The sequence below is a fragment of the Legionella rowbothamii genome (assembly GCF_900639985.1).
GTDB classification, from domain to species: Bacteria; Pseudomonadota; Gammaproteobacteria; order Legionellales; family Legionellaceae; genus Legionella; species Legionella rowbothamii.
In genome coordinates this window covers 15294-39507 of sequence record NZ_CAAAIM010000008.1, presented here as the reverse complement: position 1 = coordinate 39507, position 24214 = coordinate 15294, and the positions used below count along the sequence as shown (strand labels likewise).

The following is a 24214-nucleotide window of genomic DNA, read 5'->3' as shown; positions in this document are numbered from 1 at the left end:
TCCTCGTATATCCAGCCAAGCTGGATATGAACTAACATTTATCTTAGTAAAATTTTATATATCCCAAATAATTTTCGGATATGAGAAAATTTAACTGTCTATTAATTTATAAATTAATAGACAGTTTATAAAGTCGAATTATACTTATTAATAGACACAGTTTTCTAAAAATTGATTCAGGAGATATTTTAGGCGGTGCGAGTTTTGTGCTGCCATATTATTGAGTGAACCACAAAAGAGCCGGTTTGAGGAAAACGCTTCATAGACGGAGAAACTCACTTCGTACTTTCCGTAGCGGGCAACAGAAAGTGCTAAGCAAATCGGAATTGGAGGATTAACCGGATATAAACTACTTCAAGACGGGTTTTAAGTAACCATATTAAAAAGAAAATCTTTTCCTAATTTTGAAGCTCTAAAAGTAATCCACATTAAATGGAGTTTTAACACGTGTCTTTAAATCCGCAATTACCTAAAGAACCAATTCATCTGATATCCAAACCTTTGGCGCGCTATATTCGTGTTGAGACTAGTACGGCATGCTTATTGTTGTTATTTACCATTATTTCATTAATTATAGCAAACTCTCCTTGGTCACGATCTTTCTTGTCTATCTGGGAAATACCTTTGGGAATTCAGGTGGGAAATTTCGAATTTTCCCGCTCAATACATGCATGGATTAACGATGGCTTAATGACGTTATTTTTCTTTTTTGTCTCTTTGGAATTGAAAAGAGAAATAGTGTTTGGTGAGCTGCGAGAGCCTAGGAAGGCTGCATTTCCTATTATGGGCGCTTTGGGCGGGATGCTTATTCCTGCGCTAATTTATCTAATACTCCAATCAGGTGAGCCAGGACAGAGAGGATGGGGTACAGTTATGGCTACTGATACTGCTTTTGTGATCGGCTGCTTGGCTCTTCTGGATAAACATATTCCTCAAAGTCTTCGTATGTTCATGTTATCACTAGCAATTATTGATGATCTTGGTGCGATTCTGGTTGTTGCCATTGGATATAGTCATGGAATTTCTTGGACTGCTCTTTTTATATCATTATTAGGATTGATTTTTATACAGATAATGAAAGCACTGGGAATTCGTAATATTGGGGTATATTTTTTTATTGGTTTTTTCATTTGGATTGCAATAGATGCCTCAGGAATTCATCCCACGGTTACCGGAGTAATTTTAGGATTAATGACTCCTACTAAAACTTGGGTAAGTGATAAACGATTACATAAAATTTTAGAACATATGGTTTCTTACCCACCAGGAGAGCACTGGAGTGGTGATACTGAAGATCGTAAAGCACTTCACATGACCGAAGTAGCTGCTCGTGAAGTTCTTTCTCCAGTTGAGCGATTGGAATTTTTTTTACACCCATGGATCGGTTACCTAGTTTTACCTTTATTTGCATTAGCTAATGCAGGAATATCTATATCTTCGGCGGATTTTACCCACGGGGTTACCACGGCTGTTTTTTTAGGTTTCATTTTAGGAAAACCTTTAGGAGTTTTTTGCTTTAGTTTTATTGCTGCTTTTTTCGGATTAGCAACTCGGCCTAAAGACCTTAATTGGTTTTTACTAGCTGGTGGCAGTATATTAACCGGGATTGGGTTTACAATGGCTATTTTTATCGCAAATCTAGCGCTCCCTCAAGAACTTATTAATGCGGCTCGATTAGGAATACTATTAGCAAGTATTTTTTGCGCTGTAGTGGGAATTGCATTTATTTTTGTATATAAGTTTTTTAGACCATAATCGATGCTTCCCATTGTTGAACCTATAAATAACTTGTATTGATAGGCCCAACACTATCTACAAAAAACTATAATATATCTGTGCTATAATTAAATTAGATTGTATAAACGTTTTTCTTTTCGACCCCACCACATTATACCTTCTTGTTCGCATCCGTCTTGCGCCTTTATCTTCTTCATATCGAGAATTAAAATGTTGACTTACACTGCAAAAATATATTTTGATGATTTTGAAATCACGAAACATTCTGGAAATAATTTAGAATCTCTTTTTATTTGGATGTTAACCCAAGTTCAAGAAGAATTGGGTAACTTAAGTGGCCAAATTACTAACAATAAATCGCTTTTAGTCGAAAGAGAGTTCCAAACATGTGCTTATGATTAACTTGATTAGCATAAGTTTTCATTCTCTTGAAATTAGTTTGAATTAATTGCTAGGATTTTTTATCAAAAATTATTATGAAATAACGCCTTTCTACATCAGATTATATAGATAAAAATCTTATCATTTTAATAAATCTTCCTAAAAAATTTTAATAATGATAAAAATAGGTATAAATGGACGTGCTTGAGTTAATGATGCTTATTTATCAAGGAAAAGAGCTCACAAAGTTCAAAAGTAAAGAGGGCGGTAAAAACCGAAATGATGTAGATGGTTTTTATTCGGATAACACTGGAGTTGAATATTTTGTAAAAAAGCCACAGGATGCTCGAGAGCTATTCACTGAACTATTCGCAGGCCTATTGTTGGAAGAGTTTAAGAGCCGAGGTTTCATTGAAAAAATATATCATTCCTCGCTGATTTGTGCCCAATTAATTCAATTCGAAGATGGCAGTTATGGACTTATTCAACCTAAAGTTGAATTTCAGGAATTATATAAAGTTATTGGGACAGGATATAATGATGGTTCTGATCGAGACCCGCTCTGGGAAATGTTCTATGGTCCCCACTCTTACTTATTACTGACTCAATTAAAACAATATTATGGCTTAGCTATAGCATTAATGTTTTCATTATTGCTAGGGGATCATAGTGTACACAGCGGAAATGTAGTTTGTTTAAAAATATTATCTTCAATGGAGGAGCCTTTTATTCAATTTGCACGTATTGATTGGGGGGCTGCCTTTCGTTATTACGGTCATAAGAGGAATAATGACGATCTTTTGTATCCTTTTGAATATCAAGGATTTTTTAATCATAAAGGATATACTAAAGGTTATTTTTTAAATTATAAACGAATCAAAGGCCTTTTCCCGGCTATTTCTACGCATGCAAAGCAATTACTAGAAAAAATTAATAAAGAGACACTTGTAAGTATGATGAATAGCATTTTAGGGAAATTACCTGTTGATTTAGTGGATAATGATATTAAAGAGCAATTGGCTAACTATTTATATCTCGAGTCCTTTACGAGCATCCGCTTTGGCGAAATGGGAAATTATCAACTATTTGCTAATGATTTATCTGAGATTTTAATGCAACGATTAAATAAAATGACTGCATTATCTGATTTTACCAACAGTCTAATCGGTCCAAACCAACTAGATTACAAAGAAAGCACACCTATAACTGTTGGATTGCCTTTAAGCCAGGCTATTTCTTTTGATGAACAAATGAATCTTTGGTTAAATGTAATTTCGTTATCTGATGAAAAAAGTATTTTTGATTTTAATAATATCGATCGTGCGCAATTAGCTGCTCAGTTTAATTGTTATTTGGAGAATTTATTACGTCAAGTTGAACAGTTAGATTGTGTGGATGATACGACTAAAACCAATTTTTCAAAAATATCTCATCCAAATAGTGTTTTATACCGTGATTTATTTTCCTTTGAAGCGGACTTAAGACCAGTTTACTCTCCAGAAAATGAACCTAAATTGTTCCCAAAAGCAGGATTTTGGCAGCTTACCGAAGCCCTATTAAAAGCCAGTTTTAATGTTCTTATCACCCTAAGGGTGCTGCAAGAAACTCAAAGCTCAACTACGCATACCAAGACTGCAGCTATTCATTTTCTACTTGATGCTCTAAAAGAATATTTAGGTAATTTTAACCACCTTTATCAAGAATTTTTGAAGGAGTTGGAAAATACCCGTTGTCTGCTGCCTGATAGCCAGCATGCAAAAATTATGTGTTAAGGGGAAAATAAAACATATGTAGTAATAATCCCATACGCTTACAACCACCAATCATAGCACCCACCGAGTAGTAACTTATTCATTCATATATAGGAGTTTTTTTCTTTTTTTCTCGCCTTTGCAGGTCTTACTATTAAGCGCACATTTCTTTGTCCTTTAAAAAAATAGAAGACCCAGTCTATAAAGACCAATATTTTAGTTCTGAAGCCGATTAAGAAGTAAATGTGAACAAAACACCAAGCTAGCCATGCGAAAAAACCGCTGGATTGCAAAGGACCTGACAATACAAGGGCATTGAATCGGCCAATGTTTGCCATCATGCCTTTATCTTTATAATGAAAAGCCGGTCTATTATTCAGGGGGAATTGTTTTCTAATTAAATTTCCAACAAATTTTCCTTGTTGCAAGGCAACTGGTGCAATAGCGGGTAAGGGCTGATTATTTTCTTGGGCGCAGGCTGCATCGCCAATCACAAACACATCAGGATTCGTCGACAGACTTAAATCGGGCTGAACAATAACACGGCCTGATTTATCGCAGGGTACATCAAGTGATTTTAATAGGGGAGACGCCTCGTTACCGGCTGCCCAAATAATGTTGTGTGCCGGAATAAATTGCTCACCAAAAGCTACACCTTCATCGGTAATCTCCGTGACCCTTGTATTCAACAGTACAGTTACCCTCTTTTTTTCAAGAGTACGTTGTGCATAAAATGCTAATTTATGAGGGTAACTATTGAGAACCTGATTGCCACCCTCAATAAGATAGACTTTGGTCTTACTAGGATCAATCGATCGGAAGTTACTTTGTAAACTCTGATGCGCAATTTCAGCTATTGCCCCTGCCATTTCGATTCCTGTTGGCCCGGCGCCGATAACAATGAACGTTAATAAGCGTTCAATGAGTAATGCATCAGTAGCATTTTCCGCTAATTCGAATGAAGTTAATATCATTTCGCGAACACGCAGAGCATCTTTTAAGGTTTTTAATCCAGGAGCAAATTTTTCCCACTGATTTTGTCCAAAATAGGAATGCCGCGATCCTGGTGCAACGATTAGATAGTCATAGGAAATGTTCTGGTGATCATCAAGGGTTATGACCTTATCGTTTTTGTTTATAGCAATCACGGTGGCCATTAACGTTTTGACGTTTTTACTAGATCGGAATATTTCGCGAATAGGGGCTGCAATATCTCCAGGAGATAAGGCCGCGGTAGCTACTTGATATAATAATGGTTGAAAGAGATGGTGGTTTGTTTTATCAATAATAGTGACTGAAAATCCAGATTGATTCGCCAATATTTTTGCAGCATTTAATCCGCCAAAACCTGAGCCAATTATCACAACATGTTGTATTTTTTTTGACAAAAGCTTCTCCCGTTAAAATACCCTCATTTCCACTAATTCTAATTGAGTATGTCAAATTATACCATTAACTAGCCACCCATTTAAGATTTTAAATATAAGGTTCTTTAGTAAGCCATCGCCATCCTAGAACGTATATCCTAAACGCTATTTTTAGGCATTATTGAGAAAAAATGGGCGATTGCCTATACTGCTGGCTTGCTGATATGAAAATCGCGCTGATACTCCGTGACACATCATCATAAAATAGCCCACTTATATAAACTGCGGAGCTGTGTTTTATCGCCAGTTCACCGGAGATTTGGATTATGAATCAACTTAATAGCTTAATGTTTTTCTTTTTCGCCATTTTAATACCAATTAATTCTTTTTCGACTTCAAATACAAAAATAAATGATTTAGCTCAAAAATTTATGAAGGAAAATCAAGTTGAGGGAATGTCTATTGCTGTCTTAAATAAAAATGAAACACTTATTTTTAATTATGGATTTGCCAATGAATTAAAAAAAATTCCGACTACAAACGATACAATTTATACGATTGCTTCATTCACAAAAACCTTTACAGCAACGTTAGTTTCGGTCGCGTCCGTCGAAAACAAATTGAAATTAGACGTGCCTTTTAATAAGTATTTTCCTGGACTCAATAATGATAAAAATTTAGGTGAAATTACCTCAAGGGAGCTACTTGCGCACGTGTCTTCATTCCCATTTGATTTTGCGCCACGACCAAAGACCTATTTAGATCTTGTTAACCGCTTAAATCAATTCAAGCGGCAAGAAGCTCCTGGAAGCGAGTACTATTATTCGAATGCAGGTATAGGGGCAATGGGCTACGTTTTAGAAAATGTATACTCTAGAAAATATCAAGATATTTTAGAGGATAAAATTTTAAGGCCATTAAATATGAGTTCAACTTATTTAACCGTGCCGATGGAAAAAGAAAAGTATATCGCTTTAGGCCATGATAAAAATAATAACATTGTATCTTATAGCAAAGATATTGAAGCATGGTTTGCTGCAGCATCGCTAAAATCCACCATTTCAGATATGGCAAACTATCTGAATGCTCATATCAATTACTCCTCTTTAAAAGAAATAAATCTCGCTAAGGCCATTCCAGTAGTCCATGAAAATAGATATTGTTTTGTAGACAAAGTAGCTTGTGAACAACTTGCTTGGCAGGCACATATTATTGCAGAATTAAGAAAATCTACGGGTGATACTTACTTCATTGATTATGATAATGATGGAAATCCAACTTTTGGTAAAAAAGAAATAATAAAAAACAATGGGTTTTCTAAAAATAGGATATTTATAGATAAGACTGGTTCCGGCTATGGAATGTCAAGCTACATGGCTTATATTCCAGATGAAAAAGTTGGTGTAGTTATTCTTTTAAATAAAGGGGTTGGTGATGAAAGAATTAAACTTGGACGGAATGTTTTAAGTAAGTTGATAGCGGATTCTCCTTGAACTGGATAGGATACTTGTCCAGTGTGTAGTATGCACAAATCGCACTAATATTCTCATTACCAGTTTGGGCTGGAGATATGCGGTCACCCCAATCATTATGGTTTCATATATGGGGCAGGTGGGATAACCCACAAAATGTTAATTCTCAATTAAGCCGCTTTCCAAACGGTTCTTTTTTATAGTCCACAATCGCTCGCACCATACCATTTACGTCAAGTTCACCATTACTCTTTTCATAGGATGACCAGCAATTCATTTTAAAAATCAAAATGAGTAAAGAAGTATTTGAAGAATGGGCAGCCCCCATTCTTCCTTGACAATCTAAAGAGATGATTGATTTTAGGCAATAGAACGAACGACGCCACCATCTACCCGGATTGATGCACCATTAGTAGCCGATGAAAGTGGGCTGCATAAAAATACCACCATATTAGCTACCTCTTCCGCAGTGGCAAAACGCTTAATTAAAGACGTAGGTCTTACCTGGGCAAAGAACTCATGTTCAATTTGTGCTGCAGATTTATTTTGCTGTTTTCCCATATTCGCCACGAACTCACTAACACCCTCGCTACTAGTTGGCCCTGGCAGCACCGAGTTTACAGTAACATTGGTTCCAGCAGTAGTTTCAGCGATACCGCGCGCAACGGCGAGCTGTGCTGTTTTACTCATTCCATAATGCACCATATCTCCTGGAATTTGTAAACCAGATTCGCTAGACATAAAAAGAATTCTTCCCCAATTATTTTGTAACATTGGAGTAATATAATGCCTGCTTAAACGAATCCCGCTCATTACATTAACATCAAATAAATGCAGCCATTCTTCATCCGTAATTTCTGTAAAAGGTTTGGTCTCATAAATACCTACGTTATTGACTAGAATATCTACAGTAGGTATTCGACGAAGAAGATTTTCCACTTCTTTTTTATTACATAAATCAGCTGGGGCAGAGATTAATTCTGCGTTTGCGGCATGTTCTTTGATAGTTTTTATCGCTTGTTGCACACGCGCTTGTGAACGCCCATTAATAATTACGACGGCTCCTTCCTCAGCTAAGCGTGTAGCAATTGCCAAACCAATACCCGCAGTAGATCCAGTGACCAACGCGGTTTTTCCCTGTAGTTGCAAATCCATTCTGCTTCTCCTTCAATCAATTTACATTGAGTTTAGCACTAAATTAATCTGCATTATGGAGTTCAGAACCATCTTATTCTCCACTTGCTACTCCAATGAAGCACAACGGAGCTTATAGAAACTCCTTAAGTTATAATCCGAGGAGGAGAAAAGGCATTAGGAGTGCGCTAGCTTAAACTGGGCGGTGCAGTCATCGCAACAGGTTCTAATTCGACCTCTTTTTTAGGTTGTTTTATCTGATGTTCCTCTTTCATTTGTTTAAATGCCTCTCTATGGTTTTTGAATGAGGATTCGGGGCTAACATGTTTTTCTAAACCATATTTCACTTTAACATTCTTTTCTACTTCCAGAAGATCTCGTATTTCATCATCTTTTTTTGCGAGTAATGTATTCATTTCTTCAAACATTGATGACTCGCTAGGAATCCCTGCTTTAATTTTAACAATATTATCTCGTTCCATATATAAAACTTTGAGCTTCTGCTCAATGCTATCGACTGTTTCTTTGAGCGCACTAGGACCGTTGCCTGAAGGGCTTTGGATACCAATATCACGTAACCCATTTTTGGATAAAATGGTTGACTCATCTTTTGAATTACGATGCTCAATAACTTTTAAAATGCCATTATTACAAATATCCATTAAAAGAGCATGACCACAGACAACAAACTCAGTAAATGCGCGTGATTTGCCATAAAGAAACATCTGCTTTATGTTGTCTAAAAACCCTTTTTTCTCTTCAGGATTATCATTGTCTTTATGTAAATTTTTCACAATATCCTTTTCAACAATAATATTTAGATGATCCCCTAGCACTTTAGCTTGAAAAGGAGTTTGATGTGGTTTTAAAGCGTCCTTCAATTTATAATCCTCTACATCAAACCCATCAGGCATGACTCGAGCTGTGATAAAATGATGAATAGTAGCTAAGGTATGATTCGCGTGCTTTTTAAGGTAAGGGACAATCTCAGGGTTCATCTCCTTACCCAAAGCTTGCTCCATATGCACCTGGATTTTTTCAAGTTCTTTACGATATTCCTGAGTAAGTTTTTTTATATCCTTTTCCTTAAAGGCATCAGGATTATTTAAAAATTGCTCAAACTGCTGCTCCAAGGCATTAATTTTTTCCCGCGATTGGAGGACAGTCTCAGGCATCACTTCATTATTAGCCATACACCATTCTTGCATTTGATCAAAATTAGTCGCTACTTTTTTTAATACGGTCATTACACTCGATAATTCACAGGTATTGATGTGTTGCTGATGAAACACATCTGGCATAAAATAGTTTAAGGCTGGCCCCGACGTTTTTACGGCCTCAGGTTTCAGCGGTTGAAAAAAATTCTCTCGCAAATAGCAATGAAAATTAACTCCTTGTTCTTGATACATCCCTCCAACATACAATAAAAATTCATCCATGCGCATGTCCAGCTGTCCAGGAATCTTTCCACCTAACAACTTATCTAAATATGCAGCGGCCTCATCATCACTCATATTATTTATTTCGCGCATTTTTTTTATCAGATCAGCTACAGCAACAGGCTCTATAACCAATCCTTCCATTTGGTAATTAAATGCGGAAAGATGAGCAAAAAGTGCAGATAATTTTTGACGATTTAAATCTCCTACAGAAGGAGGATTTGCCGAAGTTTGCGTAGAAGCATGTGATGCTCGGTTTAGATAATTGTTTAACTCGGTTTCAGGTGATTTAAGCTGTGGACCTTGGTTAATACAATACTGAATAAAATCCATTCGTACATTCTGCACTTGGAAAACTAACGGTTTTTTTTCACTACCTTTTCCCATATGCTCAAAATGCAGTTTTATTTCTGTCTCAGAAGAGATATGTCTATTTTTGCTCATACAATATCCCCAGGAAGTACTTGTAAATTTTCCTCAATGGATAAATAAAGTATAAGTTCAGGGTATTAAATATTCAAATAGTTCAAATTTGTTTCTTTTGAATGAAGAGAGAAATGGAGTAAGAGGGGATGAGCGAGTAAGAATGGTGTCCCATCTTACTGTTTGCTCGAGACAAAATGCAACCCAATGATTCCTTATAACTTAAGAACGACAGTATTTATTTAACTCATGCTAAATGAAGATAGAGGTTGATTCCATTCGTTGGCAGAGGTACTGCGCACACTGACAGCCCTAATAATATTGTTACTCCTGACTGCTCCACCGTACCAGCTAGAGATAAATATGGTCTAATTTGTTAATATTCCCCACCAAAACCATGGGGCATAAAAAAAAATACCCGACCCCACGGTGGCCTCAATTAAAATTATTCCCCATCAACAATATGGATTAGTGTATTAACATGATCACCTAATAAATCAATAGTGACTTGTTCCATTTCTGTCTTTTGGCGAGGAGTAAGGACTCCTTTCGTAGCAAGTGCTTTATCAATCCAAGCTAAAGAAGATCTAAGACCCAATAATGTAGGATAAAATCTAATGTTATGATTAAGTAGAGAAATTGAATAAAATAAATTATTTTTTTCCCACGCAAGATCATTAATAGACTCTTCTTTTTTTAACTGTTGGAGAATTTTATTTAATAGTTCTAATTCTTCGCTTTGTATTTCTCGGATATCTTTTTCAGCAAGTTCCTCAGAAATAGTGCTTTCAATGCGATCTTTTTCGCTGAGAAGTGATTCTAATATTTTTTCATCCATGAATGCCTCTTAAAAAGTTCATCTTTTAACTTAAATATAGACCTCAATTCCAAATTTAACTTTACATAAGATCAAAAGTCGGATGCAGTGGTCAAACCACGGTAAGTGTACAGGTTATTGGGCAAGAGAAACTTACGTGATGCCATTAAGAAGATTAAGCCTAGGGCTTTGATAACCTATCCAAGGCAAACATTCATAATGCCAAATTAAACTTTAGGTATAATGTCCTTATAGATGACTCCATCCTTCATGATAATGAGAAACTTGTTTCCAGGGTCTGCGACAAGGCTTATATTTTGCAACGGATTGCCATCGACGAGGAGAAGGTCAGCCAACGCGCCTTCTTCCACAACCCCCAATTTTCCTGGATAAGGATTGCGGGTTCCGGAAAGCGCCAACAATTCACCATTGATTGAAGTCGCCATAATAAGAGCTTCTGCGGGCGTAAACCAACGAGTGAGATCGACAATTCCCTGGCCCTGACGCTCAGCCAATGCTTTTGAGAAGAGAATATCTGTTCCAAAACCAGTTTTAATCTTGAATCTTTTTACGAATTCATACATAGAATTAGTTCCCTGGATAATTTGGCGCATCTGTTCTTGTTGAAGTGGTGTAAGCATCGCTGCTCCGCCAAGGTCAATAAATGGTTGCGTACTCAACCAGATATTTTTTTGGGCCATGAGCTTTGCTGTTGCTTCATCCATAAGGTGGCCGTGTTCAATCACGTTGACACCTGCCATTATAGAACGTTGAATGGCATTTGGCGTATAGGCGTGCGTCGCCACATAGGTTCCCCAACTTGAAGCCGCTTCAACAGCGGCCCGTAATTCAGCTTCAGTGAAGGTAGTGACCTCAAGAGGAGTAAGAGGAGAGGCGACTCCTCCACCCGCAGTTAGCTTGATTTGGGAGGCACCTTGCATGAGTTGTTCTCGTGTGCGTTTTCTAACTTCATCCGGGCTGTCCGCAATTACACTTCCCCCAAGATGCTCCACACGACTCATTGCCTTAGGAGTTCGCGGTAACTCCCAAAGCTCACGGAAATCTCCGTGGCCCCCGGTTACTGTGATAATCGCGCCTGATGGATAAATTCGTGGGCCGGGGATAATATTTTCGTCAATGGCATGCTTCAGAGCAAAGACAGGGCCACCCATATCCCTTACCGTTGTAAATCCGCGCATGAGCGTTGCGGTGGCTTCTGCACCTGCTAACAGCGTTGTGTATCCAATGTCGTTCGATATCATCTGGCTGGGAGTTGGGCGAACAAGCATAGCATGCCAATGCATGTCACTGAGGCCAGGCATCAGCACTCTTCCACCGCCAGCTATGATTCGGGTATTGGCTTGATTATTTACAGGAATAGGGGTATTCGTAATCCGCTCAATGATGTTACCACGGATGAGAACATACGATGGTCCAGAAAGGGTTGGGGTTTTCCCATCAAAGATACGTACATTTTCAAAAATGGTAGCAGTAGGGCGCTCTTGGGCTATCGCCCCAGTAAAAAAGAGGATGTAAAGGGCAAAAACAATCGCCGCAGACTTCATTTTTGTAATCACTAGAAACCTCCTGTCCAATTGGCTTGTTCGCCTATTGTGGGCCAGAAAAGTCATAGAGGCAATTTAAGAACGAAAACTACCGGCAAATTTTTTTGTAATTCGGTCTATCAATCTATACTTAACACTAAGTCACTGTAACTCGAAACATATAAGAGGTGTGCAGATGAATACTATTGCCGTTATTATCAATAAAAAAGCGCGAAATCACAGTGAAGCTACTGCCTATTTGCAAGGTTTGCACGATGCAGAAATTACATATGAGCTTTATGAGACAACTCCTGAAGATTTGTCAGAAATAATAAAAAAATGTACTAAAAAACATAATACTATTTTAGTTGGTGGAGGAGATGGTACCATACGAACAGCGGCACATCATTGTGTTCATACCCCCATAATATTGGGAGTCCTTCCATTAGGAACCTTGAATCACTTTGCCAAAGAAATGGGATTACCACTTAGTGTGGATGAGTTGATTGCCAGCCTAAAGAGGCAGCAGACCAGCAAAATTGATCTGGCTAAAGTAAATGACTTAATCTTTATTAATAATTCATCCATTGGTTTTTATCCAAAATTTGCAGATAAACGAGATCAATACAGTAAATATTACAATAAATGGTTGAGCTATATTCCTGGTTTTATTGAGAGTCTCAAAAAACACAGATCATTTAACCTCACTTTAAAAAGTAAAAATTTGACTCTCTCCTTGCATACTTCTTTTTTGATGATTAGTAATAATGTCTATTCTTATGAATTTCCGATAGCCATTAAACGAGAAAGTTTCCAAAAAGCATTATTAGGTATTTATTATTTTAAACACGGAAAAATTCGTATCTTTAAATTGATAAAGCACTTATTCAGTAGTAAAAATCTTTTTGAAAGAAACCACTCAGAACATCCTATTGAAATTCATTTTCGCCATGAGAAAGAAGTTACCATCTCTTTAGATGGTGAAACGAGTAAAGTAAAAACTCCGTTATACTATGAAATGCTGCCGGGCTCTTTAACACTTTTAACGAATTTACCATGCGAATAATTCATATTTCTGACTTGCATTTTGGGATGCATGATCCTGACATCATTGAGCCCTTTATTGAGGATCTTGCTCTATTGAAACCTGAGATTATTATTATTTCGGGGGATCTGACTCAAAGAGCAAGAGCGGAGCAATTTCAGCAATTATCTGAGTTCTTGCAACGTTTAGGGGCCCCTCAGCTAATCGTTCCAGGCAATCATGACATTCCTATGGACAATCTTTTTCTGCGTTTTTACCACCCATTTAAACGTTTTAAAACTTATGTTTCCCCAAACCTTGAAATGAGCTATGAGAATGAGGAAGTGAAGATCTTAGGGGTTAACAGTGCAACACCGTATAAAGTTAAGGATGGAATCTTAAGTGCTAAGACCTTAACCCGAATTAACAATCATTTTTCTACTAACTCCACCCAGTTAAATATTCTGTTTTTTCATCATAACCTTAAGTATTTTTCCGGAATGCACCACCCCTTAAATAATGCCACAGAGTTTTTGGAATATTTAAAAGAAAGCCCGATTCATGTGGTTTGCACAGGACATCTGCATTATTCTAATTTAAAGTTAATTACTAAAAAGCAGGGGACCCCATGCGCTTTACTTCATGCCGGATCTTTGTGTTGTCAACGAACCAGGGATGAGAATAATAGTTTTTATTTTATCAACACCGAGCAGTTACGATGTTCTATTAACAGACGCATCTATGCAAGCAGTACCTTTTCATCCGCAGAGCTGTATTTATTGGATTTTTCCGCTCAATCACCTTGGGATGACATGGTCGAGAATTAAGAATACGTATGAATATTGGAGCTCAGGTCTTGAACTTTTTCACTGGGTTAATTCAACATCCCAAGCCGGATGTTTAGAAGTTAGAAAATACGATAAAATTGGAGTTTGTCGCAAGACAAAAATGTTTTGCGACAAACTGTAATTTAGCAAGTGCAGGTTACAATTATAGAACCACTACCAGTTGCACCGCCATATCCATTTATAACAATATCATAAACTTCTCCCGCTGCACTCCAAGTAACCTGGCTTTGCACGCTACAAAAATCATCATTACCCGCTATACAGGCTCCGAAAGGAGGTACTTGAGATTGAAATACCGAAAGTTGCGTGTCTAAAGTTGTTTGACCGCAGGTGCTTGCTGTTAACTGTCCTCCGCTACAAAAAAAACTGTCGTATTGAAACAGTTTATAGCGGCCCGAATTGCTACCATTGTCACCACAAGCTGGAGATCCCGTTCCTGTATAATCATTATCTAAATCAAAAGGAAGAGAGGTTGTGCTATTTACACAAAGTGAGGTTGAGACAACAATGGTATATCCTCTAGAACCTGTATTTGCATTGGCATCGGTTGCTGTGACAGTGAACGAGAAGTTCCCAGCAGTAGTAGGTATTCCGGATATTACTCCAGTTGATGTATTAAAAGTAAGTCCAGGTGGTAACGCACCAGAAACAATGGCATAAGTATATGGAGCCGTACCATCGCTTGCGATAATTGTTTGACTATAAGAGTTATTCAGACCAGCTCTAGGTAGTGATGTTGGAGAAATAGACAGTGGTGTATTGGCAACTATGGAGATACTCCTACATGTAGTGTTGCTTACTGGAAATAAACAATACCCATTACCCGCTGGCACACAATCCATGCCTAAATTACCTATTTTAAAATCTGGTGTATTAACTTTAATTCCAGCATTTGGATAAGAATGTTTTGGTACCGCGCATATATTTAAACTTAAAGAAGAGACATCATAATTTTGACACGATAAAGCCCCTTTTCCATTTAAGCAGAGGGTAATTTCCACATCAGCTGACGTCCCTGTTGACGAAACATTAAAAAGCATACCACTTCCTGCAAATATGAGGTGACATACCATCATTAACACCAAAACACTTATATTTCTTATATATTTTGTCATAATTAATCCATTCAAACTAACAAGTTGAGTTAAACAGCAGGTTTTGTCGCAAAATTTTCCCCAGGCGCAAAACGCAATTATTTTGGGCGATTAAAGGCTGCGAGTCCATAGAATTGTTCAAAATAGTTTGATTTAATAAACAATTTTTTTGGAAGTGTACATGGCAAAACTCCTAGGGTTTAGGTAAAGATCATCTGAAAGTCTCCCCTATTGATCGGGCTGTTAAAATATCAGTGTTGAATTCGCAAGTTCTGATTTATCTGTTTTTGGTATGTCTAAGGGGGCAAAGAGACTGAGCGAAGATAGATTTTTCTTGCTAAGATCAAAGCTTGTTTGCAGTTTTTGCTCCATCTGAATTTGTTTTTCTATTAACACATAAGTTGTGAGGTAATGAGATAATAATAAATTACTATTTTTCATTAAGTAGGAGGGGGGCTGCTCCTCAGTTCCTCCAAGAAGCCGGGATAATTCATCATTGGCCCAGAATAAGAATAAACTGGTTGATAAAAATACTTGGCGTGATGTACAGCGTACTATGGCCTCCCCTAAATCATCAATCAATTGCCGCAGTGAACGATAAGCAACTTCGGATGTTATTTTTTCACTCTTATCCAAATAAGCCTTATTTTGTGTCGGTAGCCCATCTATAAAACATACTAAATCCTTAGCAATTTTTTGCAGTACCAATGGCGAAAGTAGCGCGGAAACACTCGGGGCGGTGATTAAATCCCAAGAAAAAATTTGCTGGACGCGATTTTCTAAACGACTCATGGGCATTTCACGAATGCGATTACGTGCCCATTTACGAATTTCCTCATGGCCGTCCCCATAAAGAATAAGATCTAGGGGGCCATGCTTATCATACTTCATCATTTCCGTAAGTAATTCGGGGGTAAGTTCCGCTCCTAACTGGAAATAAGCACTTTTAATCTTTATTTCCTCAACTGTTGGTGCAGAAGTAACTGTAGTTTTCCATTTCTCTAACTCCTCACTCAAAATACGAGTGGGGAGCGGAATAATTTTTGTGCCAGGGATATTGGGGGCACTTAATTCAATAATTTTTTCTGCAATAACTTTAGTAGTTGCTAAAATTGCTGCAATAAAATGTTTCTCAGTATTCTCACTATGTTTTCCCATGAGCAAATGAATCAAGCTTCCAGCTTCCGCGATAGTATCTAAATAATGGTTACTTAAAAACTGCCCTGGATTATCTTTAGCACGATGAAAGGCCATGATGATGCAGCTTCGCGGAGTATCCTTTTCCAATGTACGATAACGATGATGAACCAGGGCCCCAGCTTCAAATATTGTGGTAAGTGGCATTTCAGGATGAGTTACTTCAACCACAGTAGGGGGCTTCCTTGTTAGTTTTTGCTGTAAATCAAATATAGATTGAACGGCTTTTGGGGAGGTAAAAATGGAACCGTCTTCAGTAGACCAAGCATCCCCATTATCGGAAACATTACAATTGCGAACTCCTTTATGGGTCCCAGGAATAAATACAAAATTTTGCCCTTTAGGTCCGCTAGGTTTGCCGCGCTCCCAAGTGACAATAATTTTAAATTCTCTACGAAAAGGCGTATTGTCGATGTGCAACATATTATCTTGGGCCTGAACTGCTAATGGCTCAGCATCTTTTCCACGAGCATCCACAATACGAATGGGGCCACCGGAGGAATAGGAGATAAGCGCTATCAGTAATGGATGAATAAACGCTTTGTTAAATTGATTTGTGCTCAGAAAATCAGGATGATTACCTAGATTAATATAAGAATGAATCCAGCTGTTACTTCCATCTATCGCAAGTTTCTCTGTGTACTGCTTTATTAGGTCCTGGAAGCTATCCGTGTCAATCATTTTTCCAAAAATTAAGGCGCCGTCTTGTTCCATAATTTCAGTTAATTGCAGAAAATCACTAATAAGATAGTCCGCGTCTGCGGCACCAAACTCTTGAGCGAATTGTTCTTGCAAGCTCTGTAACAGCTTTTTTTGGAACGCTTCCTTTTCTTTTAAATTCCGAAAACGATTATAGGCTTCAGGCGCTCTTATTTCTTTTTCTTCTACTAATTCCGGTACTATCGGTGTAGAGGAACATCTTTTTTTAATAAGTGTATCCAGTTCTTGTTGGCTGCTCAGGGGGACGTCTAACACAATTTTACTATACATAGAAATTTTCCTCGCTCGGTAACAAGCCGGCTTATTGGGTAGTTTTTGGATAATTCTCGTTGTTTTCAGTACACATCATTAATGACTGTTTGGGAACTTATCCCAAATATACCGGAACTATTAAAAAAAGTAGTGCGTTGAATTCTTCAAGACTACGTATTTTTTTCAGTTGTTGGGATTTTAAAGACCAGAGACCTATAATAGAGACACTTGTTTACAGAACTATCTGATTTTTTCTGTAGTTAATTCTTATTTTTTCATTCTAACTCGCGGACTTTATCTAAAATCTTTTGTTTTTCTGCACATTATGTTTTTATATTGTTTTCTTTAATTCTATTTTACCCATATTCTTGATTTGCCTAAATTTTCCCGGCTTTGATCAATAAAAATTCGCACTGGATTTGAAACTATACTCAAATTTTAGGGAGTGCTCATTAATTGATCGTTTGATTTTGGTATTTACAAGGAGTTTTTGCCATGGTTGTTAGTACAGATTTAACAAAATTAGGAAGTCCCAGTGCACTTAGTTTACTGGCAAATTCAGAAACCATCCCGGCCATGGTTTCCGCCGGAGTTGTTTTAGCAGTTAGCGCAGCTCTTTTTACTTATGCAGAATTTAAAAGTTATCAGGATAAAAAGCATAAGGAGAAAGTAGAAAAAGTTAATGCGTTTTATGCTTTGCATTTAAAACAAATAACGGTTCCACATCGAGGTAAAATTCAAGGTTTCCCTCCTATTTTTCAGCTCATTGATGGTAAGTATCAGTCCATGCATTTTACTCCTGAGCAAGTGAAAGACATAGGCTCGAATGTGATTCATGGTTCCGACATCGCTTTATCAAGCTATAGGGAATCTGTGCGTGCTGCAATAAAAAAATTACAAGAATATTATTTTGTTCGTAAAGAGGATGGGAAAGTCAAAGCTAATGATGTGACTGCTGGAGTACTCTCCTATTTAATGCAAATGCTGGATACGAAATGCCTTAACTTTTTAGGTTACGATTATGACATTGCCTATCTAGATGCTATTTGTAAATTCATTAATGCATATTCTTCACAAAATAGTGGAGAAAAGAGCCAGCATTTTAGCCGTTTAGCAACAGTATATATGCATCTGTTAAAAGCGAAACAAAAATTGGAAAAACATAAAGAAGTTTTATCATTACAAGAAACGGTTGCGGAATTAAAAGACAGTTGCGTGAGTCACAGCGATCATTTGATTCGGATGTTGGTAAAAATGGTGGTTAATGATGCAGACACTGATTTGGCCGACACCGTAGCCCATGAAGAGTTGCAAGAGGGGATCTTACGTCAACATTATATCCACTCGGAAATAAAAGGAATTGAGATTTGGTCCGATAAAGAAATAAAAATTCCGCGTTCTATTTTTAGAGAGTGGATAAAAAATTTATCGGAATATTATCTAAAGTCATTGAGCATTGATTTAAAAGAAGAAAATAAGATTAGCCCACCTAATATTTTCTTTGCCTTGCTTAATAAAGGGAAAAGCATGCTGGGGAGGAAACTATTTGGTCATTCTACAGAGCAGGAAGAAATTGAACAGGAATTAAGGCATATTCGCAAAGTATTTCGTGAAAGTGGTAATTTTATAAGTACCCGCTTTAATAAAATCAGTAAGAAATTTGAGATTGTAAGCGATCCATTGCATCTTATTGATCGTTCCTTAGTGATGGCAAATATGGCGAAATTGGCGCATGAACTTATTTCTTTGCACTATTTATGTGCTCACCTCTTAAAATCCATTCAGTTGTTAGGAGATATTTATGTAAGTAATCCTGCCCATTTTTGTAAAATTTTTGAGGTTCTGGAAAGTTTATGTATTTTAATAAAAGCCGATGTACTAGCCACCAAAAAATCATTTATTGAGCTTCAAGAAGACAATCAGAACAATATGCAAGTTGAAGAGAAAGAAGCTTTTCCTAATCAAATACGTGATTTATTGGAATCGGTTTTTGGGGAAATCAAAGATATAGGGGAGCAAGTAAAAGAATGCCGGCAAATGGCAATTAAAACTATTCCATCGCGTACAGTGAGGTCAGTTAAATACGAAATGTTAGAAATAGCTACAACTATTTCTAATATGTATTTTACTAAGGTCAATGAGCCTGATGAGGAACAAAATCTTGCTAAAGAATCCCAGAATGATATTTGCATTGATATACCAGAGGAATCATCTAAGCAACCTATTGATAAGAATAGAGAACAAGAACAAAGTGTGGTTATTTTGGAGCAATTAACCCAAAGTATTTATGGACGGATCATGGAAATCCAAAAAATAGAACTTTATCGCTCCAAAACCTATTTCAATGTTTATAATGCCTTAGTTAGTATAAAAGATAAAACCGTTGCATTGCTAAATGAAAACTCCAGCATAGCCGAACGCCATGATAAGGCTGATAAAATGCTGCTCTTAACAAGTACATTACTTAGAAAAACCTTAACTTTTGTTATGCGGCCCACAGCTGATCGTCAAGCGGGTGCACCAGAGTTTTTTAATAGTATTAAACAGCAGTTAAATGACAAAGAAAATAGTGATTTTATCGATCGCCACCATAATTTTATCTCGCGTTATATTTACACGAATATCTATAGCCAGGGGTTCTTCTGTACGGATACACGTAAAAAGCTGGCTATTTTTGAGGAGGCTTGTTTGCACGCCACACATTGAGTGTACTATCCATGAGTCGGTCTTGAATTTTGAATATGAAGATTTTTATTGAGTTTGAGGATGTAGTTCAAGATTCAAGGCCTGGCCCGCATAATAGCCATGACATTTTTACCCAACAACGTATAAAAGATGATACCACAGGGGGCATGACATCTGTGGCAAGATTATTTTTAATATGAAAATTAGCCAAAATATTTGTTATTTTCTTCCATTACTTCTAAATTAATATATTCGTAGGTTATTGATGTTTCAGAAATTATGTCTCTCCTAATCCACAGGAGAAATATTTTTGAATATAATCTTTTGTTACTATAGAAAGGATTATTAATGAAAAAGATTACCCGATTTTTTTTCAATAGCTCCATTGCTGTTTCATCACTTTTAAGCACTGAATTCGTTTATGCGACTCAATTTAATTGCACGAATATGACGGTTAATCAAATTAAACGCGCGCTTGATAATCATTTGATCACGAGCCAATCTTGCGTTAATCAGTTGTTACAAAGAATTAATACTCTGTCACCAGTTAATACACCTCATGTAGTTAATGACTATCAGGGGTTACAAACGTTTCCTGGTTTGAATGCCTACATCTATTTAAATCCAAGTTTAGTACAACAGGCGATTCAGGCGGATCAATTAAGAGCCGCTGGAGTAAAAAAACCATTATTGGGGGTACCTATTGCAATCAAAGATACCATTCCTGTTGCAGGATATCCTAATTCTAGTGGTAATTTATACTTAAGCAATCAATATACTCCACCTAACAACGATCCAGGCATTCAAAGGCTACTTGATGCAGGTGCTATTTTAATTGGTCAAAATAATCAACACGAATTTGGTTCAGGCCTAACTGGAATTAATTTTTCTTATGGACCAATAAGAAATGCTCATGATAGCACACGGGTTGCTGGAGGCAGCACAGGTGGCGGTGCGGCGGCAGTTGCCAGTAAAATAGCACCTGTTGCTATTGGTGATGATCTTGCGGGGTCGCTTCGTGTTCCGGCAGCTTTAAATGGAGTAATCGGATATAGACCTTCTGTGTCTCGATATGCATCCTCTACTAATTCCTCATTGACCGTTCCTTTTGCCCCTTACCCATCAACTATTGATGAAAAGGATAAAATGGATGTTCGAGGTATAGTAGCGCGTACTATTCGCGACGTGGTGTTGATTGATAAGTTCTTGTCTGAGGATGGAGGAGTTCAACCTAATCTTCGGAAGAAAATACGTGGTATGCGTTTGGGGGTTCCAGAAAATTTTTATACTAACATGGAACCTGACGTTGCTAAAGTAATCCAAAAAGCATTTAAGAAATTAGAAGGGCGAGGTGCTATTTTAGTAAAAACGCCTAATATTCCTAATATTAATCCTGCTCAACCTATACCTGGATTTATTAGTCCCATTACTACTTACCAAGGTTTATGGTTTGCGAAATCCAGTATCTTTTTGGGTGGCACACGTTATTGGGCACAAGCAAATAATATCGCGCTTAACCCCGTTGGTGCAGATACAACTGCTGGAATGGCATTTATCTATCAGATATTGAGTCTTCTATACACGTCTCAAGCGGCAGAAGAAGCTTATTATATGAATGTATTGATGCCAGCAACGAATGGTCCAATTCAAGCTTATGAACAATATTTTATTGATAATAATCTTGATGCAGTGATCTATCCAGCTTCCTTGCTTGCTGCAGCAAAAATAGAAACAATAGTTGTGAATGGTGGTAATCCATTGACCAATGGGTTGTATGATTTTGCTTATACAACGCAAACAGGCAGAACAGGCGGAATCAGTGGTTTTTATAATGAAAATGGTTTGCTCTCTCCTCTATTAGGAACTCCTGCATTGAGTATGCCTATTGGCTTAACCGCTGGAGAACGTCTACCTGTTGGTTTGGAACTAGATGGATTAAGAGGCCAAGACTCTAAATTAATGGAAGTTGGTGCCGCAATCCAGCGTGTTTTCGGTGTACATCTGCATCAATAGAGATAGGTGAGAGTTCGTTGCAAAAACGTAGGGTAGTTTTTGCAGCGAATATATGTAATTTCTCTCATCGAGTCTAAATTTTTAAACACCATCAAAAAATTAGGCTGATGGAAGGATTTTTCTTTTCCTGAACCATTCAAGTCAATATTTAAAGAACAATTTTTATTGGCAATTATAATCCCAAAACATCTCCACTGTTTCGTGTATCAGTCAGGATATTTGACTGCATGTACCACGGATATAGGTACATTTCTTACTTCCTTCGCGACCGATACTTTTGCACTAGAGAGAGTGATGGTTACTTTTGTGAGGTAGTTAGAAAGATGGTTAAGTCCTTCCCCCATTCCACCGTATAAATTCTAGGTTGGGGCCCTGGCCCAACCTAAATCCCCAGATTGCCATTGAGGGTCCCATGTAGTGAAACTTGGGCTGGACTAATTTCAGCCCCGCCTTTTGCAACGGTAGCTAACTCACCATGTGAACTACCAAACAATGTTTGAGGCGTTGATATAAGAAGAGCCGCCAATTTTGCTTCATTCAACTTCATTTCTTCCTCAGTAATAGAAGAGTCTTCAGGTGAGAATTTTTTTGCGAAGTTAAAGGCTTCTTCAGCCTTCTCCCAGTTTTTTTGTGATCTATGAGTACAAGCAATATTTAACCAGGCATCCGCAATTTCTTGTTTATCTTCTGTTTTTTCCAAAATGGAAGAAAAATATTTTCTTGCTTCCGGAAAACAATTCTGTTTGAAAAGACACATTCCTATTTGATTAATGACAATAAGATGCTCTGGGTCAAGTTGAAGTGCTTCAAAATAAGTTTCTTGTGCGTTTTTATACTCTTCATTTTTATACAAATGATGGCCATACTGCGCTAAACATTCTGTAAGATTAGATGAAATAACACTTCTTAATGCTACGTCGTCCTCCCGACAGGCGGATAGTGCTTTTCGGTAATATTGTATTGCGTAACAAAAATTGCGTGTTATATTTTTTTGTATAATTTCCTCATTTTCAACAGCTTTCTCAAGAACGGTGATGTACTGTTCATACCAACTGGCCACACTTTGCAAAAATACCGGATTGTCACCACTTAGCCCTAAGGCTTTTTTGATAAAATGCATCGCTCCCTTAAACAACTTAACGGTGTTAGCTAAGTCTGATTCGAGATAATGCAGGGCAGATTTTATATAAAACATGCCCATGTTGTTCCAGGCAGAAGCGCCCGAGGGATAAATCTTAGTTGCTGTCTCGTAACATCTTAATGCTGCGGTATCCTGATTCTGCGCTTCATAGCATTGACCTAATACATCGAACGCATAGGAAATATTAGCTACCTCATCTGAATTGTTTTGCCTTAATTCAAGGTATATTTTTAAAGGAAAAATAGCCTGTTGCTTTTCATCACAAAAAAAATAACATTTTCCTAAATATAAATAGCTTTCTGCTACTTCTGGATTTTTTTCAATTGCTTGAATAAAAAAAACTTTCGCTCCCTCATAATCATTTTTATCAAAAGCGTTTATTCCCTGTATATGGAACGAATTAAACATGCTCAATCCTATTTTAAATGGAAATCAAGTTAGCCATTTTTTGTTCATCTTTGGATTATAATCTTTTGCCATAGCGAGTTTCAACCAGCCCTATAGCACGTACTTATGATTTTCTTATCAAAGGCTCACGTATTACCATGGCTTGTGGATAACCCTTAAGGAGGTACGATAGGAGATCTGAGCCAATTTACTCCACTTGCATTTTGCAATTATTGGCCAAATTATCTAAAGAATCACCCGCTACTCGATATACCGTCCATTCGTCCATAGCCTTAGCCCCAAGACTTTTATAAAAGTGGATAGCTGCTTCATTCCAATCAAGTACCCACCATTCTAACCGTCCACAATTTCGCTCTTTAGCTAATTGAGCTAAATAAGCCAACATAATTTTTCCAACTCCATGGCCGCGAGCTTTTGGTCGAACATATAGATCCTCCAAATAAATACCAGAGCGACCTAAAAATGTAGAAAAATTGTGGAAAAATAAAGCAAAGCTGACCGGTTGGTCATCTAAATATCCTAAAATTACCTCAGCAGGGGAGCTGTTACCAAATAGAGTTTTCCGTAACAGTTCTTCAGTGGCCACAACTTCATGACTTAATTTCTCATATTCTGCTAATTCTTTTATAAATTGTAAAATTAAAGGGACATCGTCAATCGTTGCAAATTTAATCTTAACATTGTGATTCATCATTATGCTCGCTCTAGTGCTTAATCTTTAAAATCAGATCGATCGTCTATAATAGTTAAAATAGAATCAAAACTTA

At 37.3% G+C, this 24214-nt stretch carries 17 protein-coding genes; 8 read left to right on the top strand and 9 right to left on the bottom strand.

What is annotated here, in order from left to right:
* Positions 1 to 447 precede the first annotated feature (447 nt).
* From nhaA to E1P08_RS13025, 3 genes are all read left to right on the top strand, one after another.
* Complete coding sequence (nhaA, locus tag E1P08_RS13035) at positions 448 to 1755, top strand: Na+/H+ antiporter NhaA (protein ID WP_133137451.1); 1308 nt, start codon at positions 448 to 450, stop codon at positions 1753 to 1755.
* Between the two features lie 192 nt (positions 1756 to 1947).
* Positions 1948 to 2139, top strand: a complete 192-nt coding sequence (locus E1P08_RS13030; RefSeq protein ID WP_133137450.1) for a hypothetical protein — start codon at positions 1948 to 1950, stop codon at positions 2137 to 2139.
* A 173-nt stretch (positions 2140 to 2312) separates the two neighbouring features.
* Positions 2313 to 3890, top strand: coding sequence for a hypothetical protein (locus E1P08_RS13025; RefSeq protein ID WP_133137449.1), 1578 nt, complete (start codon positions 2313 to 2315; stop codon positions 3888 to 3890).
* Between the two features lie 83 nt (positions 3891 to 3973).
* On the opposite strand, the gene E1P08_RS13020 is transcribed toward E1P08_RS13025, so the two are convergent.
* The gene (locus tag E1P08_RS13020) at positions 3974 to 5257 is read right to left on the bottom strand and encodes an NAD(P)/FAD-dependent oxidoreductase (protein WP_133137448.1); all 1284 of its coding nucleotides are present in this window, start codon (positions 5255 to 5257) and stop codon (positions 3974 to 3976) included.
* Positions 5258 to 5562: 305 nt separating this feature from the next.
* Between E1P08_RS13020 and E1P08_RS13015 the strand changes: the two genes are divergently transcribed.
* Positions 5563 to 6729 carry a serine hydrolase gene (locus tag E1P08_RS13015; protein WP_133137447.1) on the top strand — a complete coding sequence of 389 codons (1167 nt, stop codon included), beginning with the start codon at positions 5563 to 5565 and terminating at the stop codon, positions 6727 to 6729.
* 339 nt (positions 6730 to 7068) lie between these two features.
* Here E1P08_RS13015 and E1P08_RS13010 read toward each other — a convergent pair whose 3' ends face one another.
* From E1P08_RS13010 to E1P08_RS12995, 4 genes are all read right to left on the bottom strand, one after another.
* A complete protein-coding gene (locus E1P08_RS13010) occupies positions 7069 to 7863 on the bottom strand; it encodes an SDR family NAD(P)-dependent oxidoreductase (protein ID WP_133137446.1) in 795 nt (264 codons plus the stop codon).
* Between the two features lie 167 nt (positions 7864 to 8030).
* A complete protein-coding gene (locus E1P08_RS13005) occupies positions 8031 to 9725 on the bottom strand; it encodes a hypothetical protein (RefSeq protein ID WP_133137445.1) in 1695 nt (564 codons plus the stop codon).
* Positions 9726 to 10149: 424 nt separating this feature from the next.
* On the bottom strand, positions 10150 to 10542 hold the full coding sequence (locus E1P08_RS13000) for a hypothetical protein (protein WP_133137444.1): 393 nt from the start codon (positions 10540 to 10542) through the stop codon (positions 10150 to 10152).
* A 206-nt stretch (positions 10543 to 10748) separates the two neighbouring features.
* Complete coding sequence (locus E1P08_RS12995) at positions 10749 to 12098, bottom strand: metal-dependent hydrolase family protein (protein ID WP_207387370.1); 1350 nt, start codon at positions 12096 to 12098, stop codon at positions 10749 to 10751.
* Between the two features lie 163 nt (positions 12099 to 12261).
* Here E1P08_RS12995 and E1P08_RS12990 point away from each other — a divergent pair, with 163 nt between their 5' ends.
* Both E1P08_RS12990 and E1P08_RS12985 read left to right on the top strand, forming a co-directional pair.
* Positions 12262 to 13131 carry a diacylglycerol/lipid kinase family protein gene (locus tag E1P08_RS12990; RefSeq protein WP_133137442.1) on the top strand — a complete coding sequence of 290 codons (870 nt, stop codon included), beginning with the start codon at positions 12262 to 12264 and terminating at the stop codon, positions 13129 to 13131.
* A complete protein-coding gene (locus tag E1P08_RS12985; RefSeq protein WP_133137441.1) occupies positions 13122 to 13916 on the top strand; it encodes a metallophosphoesterase family protein in 795 nt (264 codons plus the stop codon). The genes E1P08_RS12990 and E1P08_RS12985 overlap by 10 nt, the downstream gene beginning before the upstream one ends.
* 143 nt (positions 13917 to 14059) lie before the next feature.
* Here the strand turns inward: E1P08_RS12985 and E1P08_RS12980 are convergent, their stop codons facing one another.
* Both E1P08_RS12980 and E1P08_RS12975 read right to left on the bottom strand, forming a co-directional pair.
* Entirely contained in the window at positions 14060 to 15052 is a 993-nt protein-coding gene (locus E1P08_RS12980) for an Ig domain-containing protein (protein ID WP_133137440.1), read from the bottom strand.
* 222 nt (positions 15053 to 15274) lie between these two features.
* Entirely contained in the window at positions 15275 to 17218 is a 1944-nt protein-coding gene (locus tag E1P08_RS12975; RefSeq protein WP_133137439.1) for a hypothetical protein, read from the bottom strand.
* Positions 17219 to 17695: 477 nt separating this feature from the next.
* On the opposite strand from E1P08_RS12975, the gene E1P08_RS12970 reads away from it, so the two are divergent.
* Both E1P08_RS12970 and E1P08_RS12965 read left to right on the top strand, forming a co-directional pair.
* Positions 17696 to 19906, top strand: a complete 2211-nt coding sequence (locus E1P08_RS12970; protein ID WP_133137438.1) for a hypothetical protein — start codon at positions 17696 to 17698, stop codon at positions 19904 to 19906.
* A 327-nt stretch (positions 19907 to 20233) separates the two neighbouring features.
* Complete coding sequence (locus E1P08_RS12965; RefSeq protein WP_133137437.1) at positions 20234 to 21898, top strand: amidase family protein; 1665 nt, start codon at positions 20234 to 20236, stop codon at positions 21896 to 21898.
* A gap of 382 nt (positions 21899 to 22280) precedes the next feature.
* Here E1P08_RS12965 and E1P08_RS12960 read toward each other — a convergent pair whose 3' ends face one another.
* Positions 22281 to 23447 carry a tetratricopeptide repeat protein gene (locus E1P08_RS12960; protein ID WP_133137436.1) on the bottom strand — a complete coding sequence of 389 codons (1167 nt, stop codon included), beginning with the start codon at positions 23445 to 23447 and terminating at the stop codon, positions 22281 to 22283.
* 187 nt (positions 23448 to 23634) lie between these two features.
* Positions 23635 to 24141, bottom strand: a complete 507-nt coding sequence (locus tag E1P08_RS12955; RefSeq protein ID WP_242602462.1) for a GNAT family N-acetyltransferase — start codon at positions 24139 to 24141, stop codon at positions 23635 to 23637.
* Positions 24142 to 24214 lie beyond the last annotated feature (73 nt).